Origin of the sequence: Streptomyces sp. NPDC058751 (genome assembly GCF_042746485.1) — a bacterium.
Lineage (GTDB): Bacteria > Actinomycetota > Actinomycetes > Streptomycetales > Streptomycetaceae > Streptomyces.
Genome location: NZ_JBHYPZ010000021.1, coordinates 82947 through 96553, shown reverse-complemented (window position 1 = coordinate 96553; position 13607 = coordinate 82947). Strand labels below are relative to the sequence as shown.

Sequence of the window (13607 nt, the reverse complement as noted above, 5' to 3'; positions counted from 1 at the left end):
GTGAATCCTCTGCACGGCCCAACCAGGGCCGTAATTGCCTACTGCTTGTGAAATTGCTAGCTCGCCATGCGGCGGGCGGCGTCCTCGAGACGGTCCGCGATGGAGCCGTTGATGACCTCGTCGCCGACCTGCACCCGGATCCCGCCGAGGACATCGGGGTCCACGTCGAGGTTGAGGTGCATCGGACGGCCGTAGAGCTTGGCCAGGGCGGCGCCGAGGCGCTGCTTCTGTCCGTCGCTCAGCGGCACCGCGGAGGTGACCACGGCGACCATGCGGTCGCGGCGCTCGGCGGCGAGCTTGGACAGGGACTCGAGTCCCGCCTCCAGGCTACGTCCGCGGGGCGCGGTCACGAGACGCGTCACCAGACGCACGGTCGTCACGTCGGCCCGGCCGCCGAGCAGGCCGCGCAGCAGCTCGCTCTTGGCCGCCGTGGTGGCGGCCCGGTCGGTCAGCGCGGCGCGCAGCTCGGTGTTCGAGGCGACGATCCGGCCGAAGCGGAACAGCTCGTCCTCGACGTTGTCGAGCGTGCCCTTCCGCTGCGCCTCCGTGAGGTCGGCGGTGGCGGTGAGCTCCTCGAGGGCGTCCACCAGGTCGCGGGGCTGCGACCAGCGGGAACGCACCATGCCGGACACCAGGTCGGCGGCGGCGCCGCCCACCTGGCCACCGATCAGGCGCTGGACCAGCTCGGCCTTGGCCTCGCCGGGCTGCGCCGGGTCGGTGAGGACCCGACGCAGCGACACCTCGCGGTGCAGCAGCGCGGTGACCGCGGCCAGCTCGTCGGCGAGCTGTGCCACGTCCACGGACGTCGAGTCCGTCAGCGCGTCGAGACGCTCACGTGCGGCTGCGGTTGCCTCGCGGCTCGCTCCGTGTGCAGTCATCGAGCCGCCTCGGCCTTCTCCTCAAGCTCGGAGAGGAAACGGTCGATGACGCGGCTCTGGCGGGCGTGGTCCTCGAGGGACTCGCCGACCAGCTTGCCGGCCAGGTCGGTGGCAAGCGTGCCGACGTCCTGACGCAGCGCCGAAGCGGCGGCCTTGCGGTCGGCCTCGATCTGCGCGTGACCGGCGGCGACGATCTCCTCGCGCTGCCGCTGGCCTTCCGCGCGCATCTCGGTGATGAGCGTGGCGCCCTGCTCCTGTGCCTCCTGGCGCAGGCGCGCGGCCTCGTGACGGGCTTCGGCGAGCTGAGCCTTGTACTGCTCGAGAACGCTCTGGGCCTCGGTCTGCGCGGCCTCGGCCTTTTCGATACCGCCCTCGATGGCCTCGCGACGCTGCTCCAGAACCTTGTTGATGTTCGGGAGGAGCTTCCAGGCCAGGAAGCCGAAGACGATGACGAAGGCGAGCAGGCCGATGACAAGCTCGGGAATCGGCGGGACGAGGGGGTTTTCGGCTTCCTCGGCCGCCAGAATGAGCAGCTGGCTCATGTCAGTGCCTTTCGTCTAGTGGGCTGTCGTGGATCCGAAGATCACTTGCCGTAGACGAACGGCATGACCAGACCGATGAGGGCGAGCGCCTCACAGAAGGCGAAGCCGAGGATCTGGTTGGCGCGGATCAGACCGGCGGCCTCGGGCTGACGGGCGAGGGCCTGGGTGCCGTTACCGAAGATGATGCCGACGCCGACGCCGGGGCCGATGGCCGCGAGGCCGTAACCGATCGAGCCGAGCGAGCCGGAGACAGCGGCAAGGGTCTGGGACATGCCAGTTCTTCCTTTTCTTTACGGACCGGTGGGGGTTGGCCACCGGACGAGTGCGGGGGTCGAGGAGGGGCGCTCAGCGGTGCTCAGTGGTGCTCGGCCAGCGCGCCCTGGATGTAGGTGCAGGTCAGCAGCACGAACACGTACGCCTGCAGGGCCTGGATGAAGAGCTCGAAGGCCGTCATCACGATGGTCATGATGAACGAGACGCCCGCGTAGGCGATGCCCACGCCGTTGAGCAGGTACCAGCTCGCGATCGTGAACAGCAGCAGCAGCGTGTGGCCCGCGAACATGTTCGCGAAGAGTCGCACGGCGTGCGTGAACGGGCGGACGAGCAGGTTCGAGAAGAACTCGATCGTCATGGCGAGCGGGAGGACCGGGCCGAGCGACTTGTCGTAGCCCGTGACGTTCTTGAAGAAGCCCACGAAGCCGTGGCGCTTGAAGGTCAGGGAGACCCACAGAACGTAGACGATCAGGGCCAGCACCAGCGGGTACGAGATGATCGCGGTGACCGGGAACTGGGCGATCGGAATGATCGACCAGAGGTTCATCATCCAGACGAAGAAGAACAGCGAGACGATGAGCGGAACGTACTTCTCGCCCTCCTTCTTGCCGATCGTCTCGTAGACGACGCCGCGGCGGACGAAGTCGTAGCCGGCCTCGGCGACCATCTGGAGCTTGCCCGGGACGATCTTCGGCTTACGGAAGGCGGCCCAGAAGAAGCCGACGATGACAATCGAGCCCAGCAGTGCCAGGAGCATCGTCTTGTTGAAGTACAGGTTGCTGTCCGCGTCGCCCCAGATGGGCTCGAACAGGAACGAGTGCAGGCCGGGTGCCGGGAAGCCACAACCGTCGAAGATGTGGCAGTCGGTCTCGAAGGCGAGCACCTGCGTCGGGTCAGCACTCACCGCGGGCTCCTTCAGCGTGGCGCATAGGTACGGCATCCTCGTTGTGTCGGCGCGGCGTGCGGCCGCGGTTCGGCACTGGGCTGGTGTTACGGGTGTGGGGGCGGCAGAGGGGCATCAAGCCTCGCGATCGAACAGGCGTCAGCTCAGATGCCCGCGCCCGCGATGCCGCAGTTGGCACCGGACGATAGCAGGATCTCCTGCGTGCACTTATCCCGGCCCTACCTTTCACGACGACGGGCCCTTGTTCTCGGGCTTTTCGGCCTTCGAGGACTCGGGTTCGACGTAAAGGATCTTGGCCTTCATATGGGCACGTGCCTGTGCGCCGATCCACGCGAGGGTGGTGGCGACCAGGGTGAGCGCGAAGGACTTGGGATTGAACAGCGATGTGTTCTTGAACGCGGCGACAAAGATGAAGAGCAAAAGAATCTGCGCCGTGTAGAGCAGGAGACCCATCGCCTGGAACAAGTGCGGAAGCGATTTGGCAGTGCGCTGCAGGACGTAGAGGCCCAGCCCCATGAAAAGGAGCACCACCAGCGTCGCGACGACCGCCCCGAGCGCTCCCTTGCCGCCGGCGACCGCACCGCTGACGACGGCGGCAATCGCGCCGACGGCAGCTGTGGGCACAGCGGCCTGAAGGAGGATCCGGGCGTCATTGGACGGCATGGCGGCAACTCCGCTTGCTAAGGGGGGCGTGTCGTCATGGACGAGCGTAGTCCCGGGCCGAGAGAGAACCTCACGCCAAGGGACCGTCGTACGAGGGTCCTTCGGCTCTGCCCTGGGTTCTCGTGAACCGTATCACAAACTATTTGATGAGGTCTTTACCTGGTTGGTGTGCTGACTGTCACACGTGAGAGTGAAGCTGCACGTCTGTGCATTCCCAGCACCCCTTTGTCTGATATTGGGGTGCTTCGCTCCACCATGGTTTGGTCACGCGTTAGTCAGATTCTTACCTTCGGATCAGCGCGAGGACTCGGCCTCGCGCCGGTCCAGCAGTCGCGGACGCGTACCGATCGCCGTCGCTCCATTGACTCCCGAGACTCCGACGACCGCCGGAGCGGCGTGCTCACGGGCCCCGTCCGGCTCGCCCGCGGAGGCCGTCTCGTGGGTCACGGGCACCGCGTCCCCGGCGGCGGCCGCGGCGGCCCTGCGGCGGCGGTAGCGCGGCGGCAGGAGGAACTCGGCCCAGCGCGGGGCCCGCGGGGTGAAGCGCGGCAGCAGGAGCAGCACGAGACCGACGGCGCTGAACGCCGCGATGATGAGCACGCTCCACATGGCCCCGGAGTTGACCGAGTACGCGAGGGCGCCGAAGGCGATCAGCGCCGACCAGAAGTACATGATCAGGACCGCGCGGCTGTGCGAGTGGCCGACCTCCAGGAGGCGGTGGTGCAGATGCCCCCGGTCGGCGGCGAACGGCGACTGCCCGCGCCAGGTGCGCCGCACGATCGCGAGCACCAGGTCGGCGGCCGGGATCGCGATGATCGTCAGCGGCAGGAGCAGCGGGATGAACACCGGCACCGTCTGGTGCACGGTGTTGCGCTCGGAACCGGAGAACAGGTTCATCACGTCGGGGTCGATCTGCCCGGTGATGGAGATGGCGCCTGCGGCCAGCACGAGACCGATGAGCATCGAGCCGGAGTCACCCATGAAGATCCGCGCGGGGTGCATGTTGTGCGGCAGGAAGCCCAGGCACATGCCCATCAGGATCGCCGCGAACAGCGTCGCCGGGGCGGCGGCCTCGATGCCGTACGAGTACCAGATCCGGTAGGCGTACAGGAAGAACGCGGCGGACGCGATGCACACCATGCCGGCGGCCAGCCCGTCGAGGCCGTCCACGAAGTTGACCGCGTTGATCGTGATGACGACGAGCGCCACCGTCAGCAGCGTGCCCTGCCACTGGGTCAGCGCGACCAGGCCCACCCCGGGGATCGGCAGCCACAGGATCGTCAGACCCTGCATGACCATCACACCGGCGGCGATCATCTGGCCGCCCAGCTTGATCAGGGCGTCGATCTCGAACTTGTCGTCCAGCACGCCGATCAGCCAGATCAGCGCGGCGCCGGAGAGCAGGGCGCGCGGTTCGTTGGAGTTCTGGAAGACCGCGTTGAGGTTCTTCAGGTGGTCGGCGACCAGCAGACCGGCGCACAGGCCGAAGAACATGGCGATGCCGCCGAGCCTCGGCGTGGGTTCACGGTGCACGTCGCGCGCCCGGATTTCCGGCATGGCTCCGGCCACGATCGCGAATTTCCGTACCGGCCCTGTCAGCAGGTACGTCACCGCGGCCGTGATGCAGAGCGTCAGCAGGTATTCACGCACGGGCTTCCCCACAGGTCTCGCTGGCCATCACAGCCCCACACCCTAGCGATGCACGCATATGGTTGAGGACTTTCGGGTAGCGACGATGGTTGCACGTGTGGCTGTGCGGCTCGGTACGCGTACCCCCGCTCAGTCCGGATGGGGCGGAAATCTTCCGGTCAGTTCCCGCACTTCGTCCCGTGCCGTCCGGCTGTCGACCTCGTCCCGCAGCACCCCGGAGAACAGGGCCGCGACCCGTGCCATCTCCGGCTCCCCCATCCCCTGGGTGGTCAGCGCCGCGGTGCCGAGCCGCAGACCGCGGGTGTCGCCGTGAGGCAGAGCACAGGTGTCGAGGACCATACCGGCGGCCGCCAGCCGGCCCCGCGCGGTGCGCCCGTCGACACCCAGCGGCGCCGGATCCGCCACCAGCAGGTGCGTGTCGGTGCCGCCCGTGGTGACCGCCAGCCCCTCCGCCTCCAGTCCCGCCGCCAGCACCCGCGCGTTGGCGATCACCTGGTGGGCGTACGCCGTGAAGGCCGGGGTCGCCGCCTCGCCGAACGCGACGGCCTTGGCCGCGATGGTGTTCATCTGCGCGCCGCCCTGGGTGAACGGGAAGACGGCCCGGTCCACCCGCTCGGCCAGTTCCGCGCCGCACAGCAGCATGCCGCCGCGCGGCCCCCGGAGCACCTTGTGCGTGGTGGCGCACACGACGTCCGCGTACGGCACCGGGTTCGGCGCCGCTCCCCCCGCGACGAGCCCGATGGGGTGGGCGGCGTCCGCGATGAGGCAGGCGCCGACCTCGTCGGCGATCTCCCGGAACAGCGCGTAGTCGATGTGCCGGGGATACGAGATCGACCCGCAGACGACGGCCTTGGGACGACGGGCGCGGGCCAGGGTGCGCACCTGCTCGTAGTCGATCAGTCCCGACTCCGCCTCGACGCCGTAGCCGACGAAGTCGAACCAGCGGCCGGAGAAGTTCGCGGGCGACCCGTGGGTGAGATGACCGCCGAAGGGCAGGCCCATCGCCAGGACGGTGTCACCGGGGCGCAGCAGGGCGGCGTACGCGGCCAGGACGGCCGAACTCCCGGAGTGGGGCTGCACGTTGGCGTGATCGGCGCCGAAGAGGGCCTTGGCGCGGTCGACGGCGATCCGCTCGGCGGCGTCGACGATCTCGCAGCCGCCGTGGTGGCGGGCGCCGGGATAGCCCTCCGCGTACTTGTTCGCCAGCGGCGAGCCGAGCGCGGCCAGCACGGCCGGCGAGGTGAAGTTCTCGGCCGCGACGAGTTGCAGCGTGGTCGACTGCCGGTCCCGCTCACCGAGCAGGATCTCGGCGAGCTCGGGATCCTGGCGGCTCAGGACATCCGTCTCGGGCACGGTGGCGACCGGCATGGTGGACTCCGGACATCTGCGGGGGACGCTTACGTCCAATGTAGGACCGGTGCCGTTGGCCCGCCCGGTGTCAGGTCCGCGCGGGTACCCCCGTCAGAGCGGTGACGACCGGGTCCAGCGCCTCGTTGATCTCGTCCCCGATGGACCGGAAGAACGGCAGGGGCGCCCCGTACGGGTCGTGCACCTCGTCCGCCTCCGCGGTCGGGGCCAGCAGCCAGCCGCGCAGCGCGGCGGCGGCCCGCACCAGGGCCACGGCCCGCTCGACCACGCCGTCCTGGAGGGGCGGCAGGGTCGCGGTGTCTATGGCGCGCACCAGCCGGGTGAACTCCTTCAGCGTGAAGGTGCGCAGGCCGGCGGAGTGGCCCATGGAGATGACCTGGGCGCGGTGGTCACGGGTGGCCGTCAGGACCAGGTCGGCGCGGATGACGTGGTCGTCGAGGAGTTCGCGGCCCACGAAGCCCGAGGGGTCCGCGCCGAGGTCGGTCAGGACGGTGGCGGCGTTGGCCTCCATGGGCGCGCCCTCGTGGCCCCACGTGCCGGCGCTCTCCACGATGAGACCGCCCCACAGCGGGTCGCCGAGCCGGTCCGCCAGGGCGTGCCGGGTCAGCCGCTCGGTGATGGGCGAGCGGCACACGTTGCCGGTGCTGACGTGGAGGATGCGGAAGGACCCGCTCGGGGATCCGCCGGCCCCGGTGATCCCCGGGCCTATGCCACGCATGGGGCTGCTCCCTGCTCCGGCCGAGCCGGGAGCCCGGGGGACTGGGGGGCTGTCAATTCGCCACCTCGAGGTCGGGTACGACCTTCCGGAGCTCCTCCGCCGACAGGGCTCCCGCGCGCAGCAGGACGGGCACCTTGCCGGTGACGTCGACGATCGAGGAGGGCACGATGCCCGGGGTCGGACCGCCGTCCAGGTAGACGGAGACGGAGTCGCCGAGCATGCCCTGGGCGGCGTCGCAGTCCTCCGGCGCGGGGTGGCCGGTGAGGTTGGCGGAGGAGACGGCCATCGGGCCGACCTCCGTGAGGAGCTCGATGGCGACGGGGTGCAGCGGCATGCGGATCGCCACCGTGCCCCGGGTGTCCCCCAGGTCCCACTGGAGCGAGGGCTGGTGCCTGGCGACGAGGGTCAGGGCGCCCGGCCAGAACGCGTCGACGAGCTCCCAGGCCATCTCGGAGAAGTCCGTGACGAGGCCGTGCAGGGTGTTCGGGGAGCCGATGAGGACGGGGGTGGGCATGTTGCGGCCCCGGCCCTTGGCGTCGAGCAGGTCGGCGACGGCCTCCGAGGTGAACGCGTCGGCGCCGATGCCGTAGACGGTGTCGGTGGGGAGGACCACCAGCTCGCCACGGCGGACGGCGGACGCCGCCTCACGCAGACCTGTCGCGCGGTCGGTCGCGTCGTTGGTGTCGTATCGCCGTGCCATTTAGCGGGCCTCCTCGTACACGTACTGCTGGCTGGGGGTGCGCAACGCGATGCGGTCGAGCGTGACACGGCGGGCGGACGCGGTGCGCCGACGCGCGGCGGCGCCGCCGTGCGCCGCGGCCTCGTGCGCCGCGGCCTCGTGGGCCGTGCTCACGGCATCGCCTTGCGGGCGGTCGCGAACCGCGGCCGTTTGTTGAGGTCCGGGTGGTCGGCCGCGTCGGCCCAGCCCCGCTCCTCGGTGAAGATCCAGGGCACCTGTCCGCCCTGGGTGTCGGCGTGCTCGATGACGACGACGCCGCCGGGGCGCAGCAGCCGGTGCGCGGTGCGCTCGATGCCCCGGATGAGGTCGAGTCCGTCCTCGCCGGAGAACAGGGCGAGCTCGGGGTCGTAGTCCCGGGCCTCCGGAGCCACGTACTCCCATTCGGTGAGCGGGATGTACGGAGGGTTGGAGATCACCAGGTCGACCTGGCCGTCGAGGTCGGGGAACGACGTGAGGGCGTCTCCCTGGCGCAGGTCGACCCTGGACCCCTCGACGTTCTTGCGCGTCCACCGCAGGGCGTCCTCGGACAGCTCCACGGCGTGCACGCGGGAGCGCGGGACCTCCTGGGCGAGGGCGAGCGCGATGGCGCCCGAGCCGGTGCACAGGTCGACGATCAGCGGTTCGACGACGTCCATCGCGCGGACGGCGTCTATGGCCCAGCCGACGACCGACTCGGTCTCCGGGCGGGGGACGAAGACGCCGGGCCCCACCTGGAGTTCGAGGTAGCGGAAGTAGGCGTGCCCGGTGATGTGCTGGAGCGGTTCGCGGGCCTCGCGGCGCGCGGTCACCTCCCAGTAGCGGGCGTCGAAGTCCGCGTCCTTGACGGTGTGCAGCTCGCCCCGCTTCACGCCGTGCACGAAGGCGGCGAGCTCCTCCGCGTCGTTGCGCGGCGAGGGCACGCCGGCGTCGGCCAGCCGCTGGGTGGCCTGGGCCACTTCCGCGAGCAGCAGGTTCACGCTGGTCCTCCGGGGCTGAGCTGTTGTCGTGGGTTATGCGGCGGCGAGCTTGGCTGCCGAGTCCGCGTCGACGCAGGCCTGGATGACGGCGTCGAGCTCACCGTCGAGGACCTGGTCCAAGTTGTACGCCTTGAAGCCGACGCGGTGGTCCGAGATGCGGTTCTCCGGGAAGTTGTACGTACGGATCTTCTCGGAGCGGTCGACCGTGCGGACCTGGCTGCGGCGGGCGTCGGCGGCCTCCCGCTCCGCCTCCTCCTGCGCGGCCGCGAGGAGCCTGGAGCGCAGGATACGCATCGCCTGCTCCTTGTTCTGCAGCTGGCTCTTCTCGTTCTGGCAGGAGGCGACGACTCCGGTGGGAATGTGCGTGATGCGCACGGCGGAGTCGGTCGTGTTCACGGACTGGCCGCCGGGACCCGAGGAGCGGTAGACGTCGATGCGGAGGTCGTTCGCGTGGATCTCGACGTCGACCTCCTCGGCCTCGGGCGTGACGAGGACACCGGCGGCGGAGGTGTGGATGCGGCCCTGGGACTCGGTGGAGGGCACGCGCTGCACGCGGTGCACGCCGCCCTCGTACTTCAGGCGGGCCCAGACGCCCTGGCCGGGCTCGGTGGCGCCCTGGCCGCCCTTGGTCTTCACGGCGACCTGGACGTCCTTGTAGCCGCCGAGCTCGGACTCGGTGGAGTCGATGATCTCGGTCTTCCAGCCGATGCGCTCGGCGTAGCGCAGGTACATGCGCAGCAGGTCACCGGCGAACAGGGCGGACTCGTCGCCGCCGGCGCCCGCCTTGATCTCCAGGATGACGTCCTTGTCGTCGCTCGGGTCGCGCGGGACGAGCAGCAGGCGGAGCTTGTCGGTGAGCTCCTCGCGCTGCTTCTCCAGGTCCTTGACCTCTGCGGCGAAGTCGGGGTCGTCGGCGGCGAGCTCCTTGGCCGTGCCGATGTCGTCCCCGGTCTGCTTCCAGGAGCGGTACGTCGCGACGATCGGGGTCAGCTCGGCGTAGCGCTTGTTGAGCTTGCGCGCGTTGGCCTGGTCGGCGTGGACCGACGGGTCAGCGAGCTTCTTCTCCAGATCGGCGTGCTCGCCGATCAGTTCCTCGACCGCCTCGAACATCTCCGGCTCCAATGGACTGTCCCCAGCTCCGTGCGGGCGCGGGGGCGTAGGTACGGCATGGGTTCCCCTGCTCGAACGCGTCGAGAGCCCGGGGAGGGGGCTGGACCGCAAAGCGCCGGTCCCGGCGTCCCCGTACGGGGGACTCCGAAGACCGGCGCTGTGGGCTCGCTACTTGCTGGAAGCGGCAGCCTTGCCGAAGCGGGCCTCGAAGCGGGCCACACGGCCACCGGTGTCGAGGATCTTCTGCTTGCCCGTGTAGAACGGGTGGCACTCGGAGCAGACCTCGGCGCGGATGGTGCCGCTGGAGATCGTGCTGCGGGTGGTGAACGACGCGCCACAGGTGCAGCTGACCTGCGTCTCGACGTACTCGGGGTGGATGTCGCGCTTCAAGGTGTCTCCTAGTTTCGGGAGGGCACCGGGTCGCCGCCGCGGGATGCGGATGCGTGAACCGGGGCCGACGTACCAGTTTGCCAGCACTGGCCGTATCCCCCAAAACGGGGGGACGCGGCGGTCTATTCCCCGAGGTCCGCGCACGGCCGACCGAAGCCTGCGCGCGGGCCGTCCGGGGTCCGCGCGCGGGCCGGCGCCGCCCCGCGCGCACGCACGCCGGGGCTCAGCCGGGGGTGACGACGCCCTTCGCGGCGCCGGTGGCGGTTCCCTCGGTGGCCGCCTCGGGGACCGGCTGGTCGGCCTTCAGCGCCTTCCACACCAGCTCGGCCTTGGTCTTGTCGACCAGGACGCGGTTGGCGTCGGCCGGGTCGTACTGGACCGGCATCGTCACCATGGTCATGTGGGACGAGCCGATGCCCTTGAGGCCGCTCGCGAAGGAGGCGAGGTCGGTGACGCTGCCGAGGCCTGAGTCGGTGGTCACCGTCTTGGTGGCGGTGTCGGCGAGGTCGTACAGCCTTTTCGGGTTGGACAGGAGCCCGATGTCCTTGACCTTGTCGACCATGGCCTTCATGAACGCCTGCTGGAGCTGGATGCGGCCGAGGTCGGAACCGTCGCCGACGCCGTGCCGGGTACGGACCAGGCCGAGCGCCTGCTTGCCGTCGAGCTCGTGGGACCCGGCCGGCAGGTTCAGATGGCTCTCCCGGTCGGAGATGGCCCTGGTCGTGGTGACCGTGACGCCGCCGAGGTCGTCGACGAGCTTTCGGAAGCCGCTGAAGTCGATCTCGATGTAGTGGTCCATGCGGATGCCGGTCATGGACTCGACGGTCTTCACCGCGCAGGCGGCGCCGCCGGTGGAGTAGGCGGAGTTGAACATCGCGCCGGAGACCGCGCGGTGGACGGTTCCCCCGGAGTCGGTGCAGGAGGGCCGCTCGACGAGGGTGTCCCGGGGGATGGAGACCACGCTGGCCCTCTTGTGGCCCTTGTGGACGTGGACGACCATCGCCGTGTCGGAGCGGGCGCTGCCGTCGTCGGTGCCCCCGCCCAGCTTCCTGTTGGTGCCGGAGCGGGTGTCGGAGCCGAGGACCAGGATGTTCTGCGAACCGTTGTCGACCTTGAGGGGCCGGTCGCTGCCGAGCGCGTGGTCGATGTCGACGCTCTTCAGGTTGCCGTTGAGCTTGAAGAACAGGTAGCCGGCCCCGGCACCGCCGAGCGCCACGACGCCCGCCGCGGTCCAGGCCGTGACGAGCAGGGCCTTGCTGCGCCTGCTGCGGGCCTTGCTGCGGCCGCCCCCGGGGCGGGGCGGAGTGCTGTCACCGGGGTCACCCGGTATCGCGGGCTCCGGCGTGCTCTCGGCGGGCATGCGTTCCTCGGCTTCCTCTTCGCGGTCGGTTACCCCCTGCTTTCAGGGCCAAGCCCTGTGGTCGTGACGAGGCGTACCGCTCCATGGTCACTCCGTACGGTCAGACGGGTAAACCCGGCGAAGGGTTGCACGGCACAGGGTGCCCACCGCGCGACGCGGTGGACACCCTGTGTGTTCGGCCCGAGCGGGAAGGACCCGCTCGCCTGCCGTGTCAGCCGAAGATGTCGTACTGCTTGAAGTCCGTACCGACCGAGATCCTCGTGGCGAAGATCTCGCTGGTGGCCTTTCCGGTCCCCTTGTAGAGGTAGAGCGTGCCGCCGGGGGTGCGGGCCAGGAAGTCGGCCTTGCCGTCGCCGGTCACGTCACCGGGGGCGTCGAAGGCGTTGTAGTCGGCCCACGTGCGCACCTTGATGCGGGTGGAGAAGGCTCCGCTGCCGGTCTTGCCCGTGCCCTTGTACAGGTAGACGTACGAGCCGGTCTTGCTGCGCGCGATCAGGTCGGCCTTGCCGTCGCCGGTGAAGTCGCCGTGCGCGCGCACCGAGTTGTACTGGCTCCAGCCGGTGCTGACCTGGACCCGCGCCGAGAAGGTGCCGTTGCCCTTGCCCGGGTACTCCCACATCACTCCGGCGGAGTCGACGGAGAGGATGTCGGGCAGGCCGTCGGTGTTGAGGTCGCCGGGGGCGATGATCCGCTGGCGGGTTCCCCAGCCGCTGAAGATCTTGTCGTTGGCCCAGTCCCCGACCGACGGCAGCCAGTGCATCCAGTAGACGTCGCCGCTGGCGCTCTCGCGGACCACGAAGTCCTGGTAGCCGTCACGGTTGAGGTCGGTCTGGAGCACGACGTTCACGCCGGCCCACGAACCCCACGACTGACGGGCGCCGAACGAGGTGCCGTTGGAGTCCTTCTCGTAACCCGTCTTGGTCGACGCGTTGCGGACCCACAGGTCGGCCTTGTGGTCGCCGTTCAGGTTGGTGTCCTCGACGCGCGGGTAGGCGGCGCCGACGTAGGTGCTGACCTTCGAGAAGACGCTGTACGCGCCCTGCGCGACGCAGTCCTCGACGCCCCAGGACACCACGCCGACGATGCGGCCGTTCACGACCAGCGGGCCGCCGGAGTCGCCGTTGCAGGCCGTGGTGGTGCCGGCGTCGGAGCCGGTCGCCTTGGTTCCCGCGCACACCATGTGGCCCTTGACGAAGTCACTGCCGTAGGTGTTGCCGCACGTGGTGTCCGAGTTGATCGGCAGCGTGGCCGTCTTCAGCGCCGGGGAGATGTCGTCCGAGGTGGACGAGGTGCGGCCCCAGCCGTAGACCTTCGCCTGGGTGCCGGACGCGTACGACGCGGTGTCGCCGGACGTCGTCATACGGATCGGCGTGGCCTTGACCGGGCTCGCCAGCGTGATGACCGCGATGTCGTTGTCGATGGTCGTCGAGCTGTACGACGGGTGGTTCCACTGCCGCAGGGGAGCGGTGACCGTGGCCCCCGACGGCAGCGTGCTGCCGCTCGCCAGCTGGGCGGTGCCGGTGACGACGGCGCCGTTGGCGCTCCAGTCGTAGCCCTTGACGCAGTGCGCGGCGGTGAGGATCTTCGTCGGCGACACGACGGAGCCACCGCAGAAGAAGCCGATGCCGTTGGCCTCGTCGTAGTACCAGAGCTGCGCCATCCACGGGGCCGTGGAGATGGTGGTCGTGGTGCCGCCGATGATCTTCGGGTCGACCTTCGCCGTGTTCGTACCGGCGCTCAGCGACGTCTTCTGGGTCGTCCGGCCCGCGATGTCGTCACCGGCGACGGCACCCGCGACGCGCTTCTCCAGCTCGGCCAGGGACGGCGTCGCGTGGGTGGGCCGCACGGTGGGCGTGGGCAGCGTCGGGCTGGGCGCGGCGTTCGCGGACGACACCAGGAGCGCTCCGGCGACGGCGGCGGCGATGCCGGCCGCGGCGACCGGTACGGCGATCCGTATGCGGCGCCGGTGCCTACCGCCCCCGGACGTGGACGTATCCACTCAAGTCCCCCCTCAGAGATTAAGAGTTCAGATCTGCTTCAGCAGTAGTTCAAGGGC

At 69.7% G+C, this 13607-nt stretch carries 15 protein-coding genes; all 15 read right to left on the bottom strand.

Annotated elements, in window-relative coordinates:
- Positions 1 to 56: 56 nt before the first annotated feature.
- Positions 57 to 878, bottom strand: a complete 822-nt coding sequence (locus ACFW6B_RS20645) for a F0F1 ATP synthase subunit delta (protein WP_386597903.1) — start codon at positions 876 to 878, stop codon at positions 57 to 59.
- A complete protein-coding gene (locus ACFW6B_RS20640; RefSeq protein ID WP_386597902.1) occupies positions 875 to 1420 on the bottom strand; it encodes a F0F1 ATP synthase subunit B in 546 nt (181 codons plus the stop codon). Before ACFW6B_RS20640 ends, ACFW6B_RS20645 begins: the two co-directional genes overlap by 4 nt.
- A 41-nt stretch (positions 1421 to 1461) precedes the next feature.
- Positions 1462 to 1692 (bottom strand): ATP synthase F0 subunit C, encoded by a 231-nt coding sequence (gene atpE / locus ACFW6B_RS20635; RefSeq protein ID WP_024884520.1) that lies wholly within the window; start codon positions 1690 to 1692, stop codon positions 1462 to 1464.
- A gap of 83 nt (positions 1693 to 1775) precedes the next feature.
- The gene (gene atpB, locus ACFW6B_RS20630) at positions 1776 to 2597 is read right to left on the bottom strand and encodes a F0F1 ATP synthase subunit A (RefSeq protein WP_386597901.1); all 822 of its coding nucleotides are present in this window, start codon (positions 2595 to 2597) and stop codon (positions 1776 to 1778) included.
- A 225-nt stretch (positions 2598 to 2822) separates the two neighbouring features.
- Entirely contained in the window at positions 2823 to 3260 is a 438-nt protein-coding gene (locus tag ACFW6B_RS20625) for a hypothetical protein (protein ID WP_386597900.1), read from the bottom strand.
- Between the two features lie 294 nt (positions 3261 to 3554).
- Positions 3555 to 4910 (bottom strand): MraY family glycosyltransferase, encoded by a 1356-nt coding sequence (locus ACFW6B_RS20620; RefSeq protein ID WP_386597899.1) that lies wholly within the window; start codon positions 4908 to 4910, stop codon positions 3555 to 3557.
- Positions 4911 to 5039: 129 nt separating this feature from the next.
- A complete protein-coding gene (gene glyA / locus ACFW6B_RS20615) occupies positions 5040 to 6278 on the bottom strand; it encodes a serine hydroxymethyltransferase (protein WP_386597898.1) in 1239 nt (412 codons plus the stop codon).
- 70 nt (positions 6279 to 6348) lie between these two features.
- Positions 6349 to 6996, bottom strand: coding sequence for a protein-tyrosine-phosphatase (locus tag ACFW6B_RS20610; RefSeq protein ID WP_386597897.1), 648 nt, complete (start codon positions 6994 to 6996; stop codon positions 6349 to 6351).
- Positions 6997 to 7048: 52 nt separating this feature from the next.
- Complete coding sequence (locus ACFW6B_RS20605; RefSeq protein ID WP_386597896.1) at positions 7049 to 7696, bottom strand: L-threonylcarbamoyladenylate synthase; 648 nt, start codon at positions 7694 to 7696, stop codon at positions 7049 to 7051.
- A complete protein-coding gene (locus ACFW6B_RS20600) occupies positions 7697 to 7849 on the bottom strand; it encodes a hypothetical protein (protein ID WP_386597895.1) in 153 nt (50 codons plus the stop codon). It abuts the gene before it with no gap.
- Complete coding sequence (prmC, locus tag ACFW6B_RS20595; RefSeq protein ID WP_386597894.1) at positions 7846 to 8691, bottom strand: peptide chain release factor N(5)-glutamine methyltransferase; 846 nt, start codon at positions 8689 to 8691, stop codon at positions 7846 to 7848. The genes ACFW6B_RS20600 and prmC overlap by 4 nt, the downstream gene beginning before the upstream one ends.
- Before the next feature lie 33 nt (positions 8692 to 8724).
- Complete coding sequence (prfA, locus tag ACFW6B_RS20590) at positions 8725 to 9801, bottom strand: peptide chain release factor 1 (protein WP_386597893.1); 1077 nt, start codon at positions 9799 to 9801, stop codon at positions 8725 to 8727.
- A gap of 168 nt (positions 9802 to 9969) precedes the next feature.
- Positions 9970 to 10191, bottom strand: coding sequence for a 50S ribosomal protein L31 (gene rpmE, locus ACFW6B_RS20585; protein ID WP_386597892.1), 222 nt, complete (start codon positions 10189 to 10191; stop codon positions 9970 to 9972).
- Positions 10192 to 10414: 223 nt separating this feature from the next.
- A complete protein-coding gene (locus ACFW6B_RS20580; protein ID WP_386597891.1) occupies positions 10415 to 11551 on the bottom strand; it encodes an LCP family protein in 1137 nt (378 codons plus the stop codon).
- Positions 11552 to 11762: 211 nt separating this feature from the next.
- Positions 11763 to 13550, bottom strand: coding sequence for a trypsin-like serine protease (locus ACFW6B_RS20575; protein ID WP_386597890.1), 1788 nt, complete (start codon positions 13548 to 13550; stop codon positions 11763 to 11765).
- Positions 13551 to 13607 lie beyond the last annotated feature (57 nt).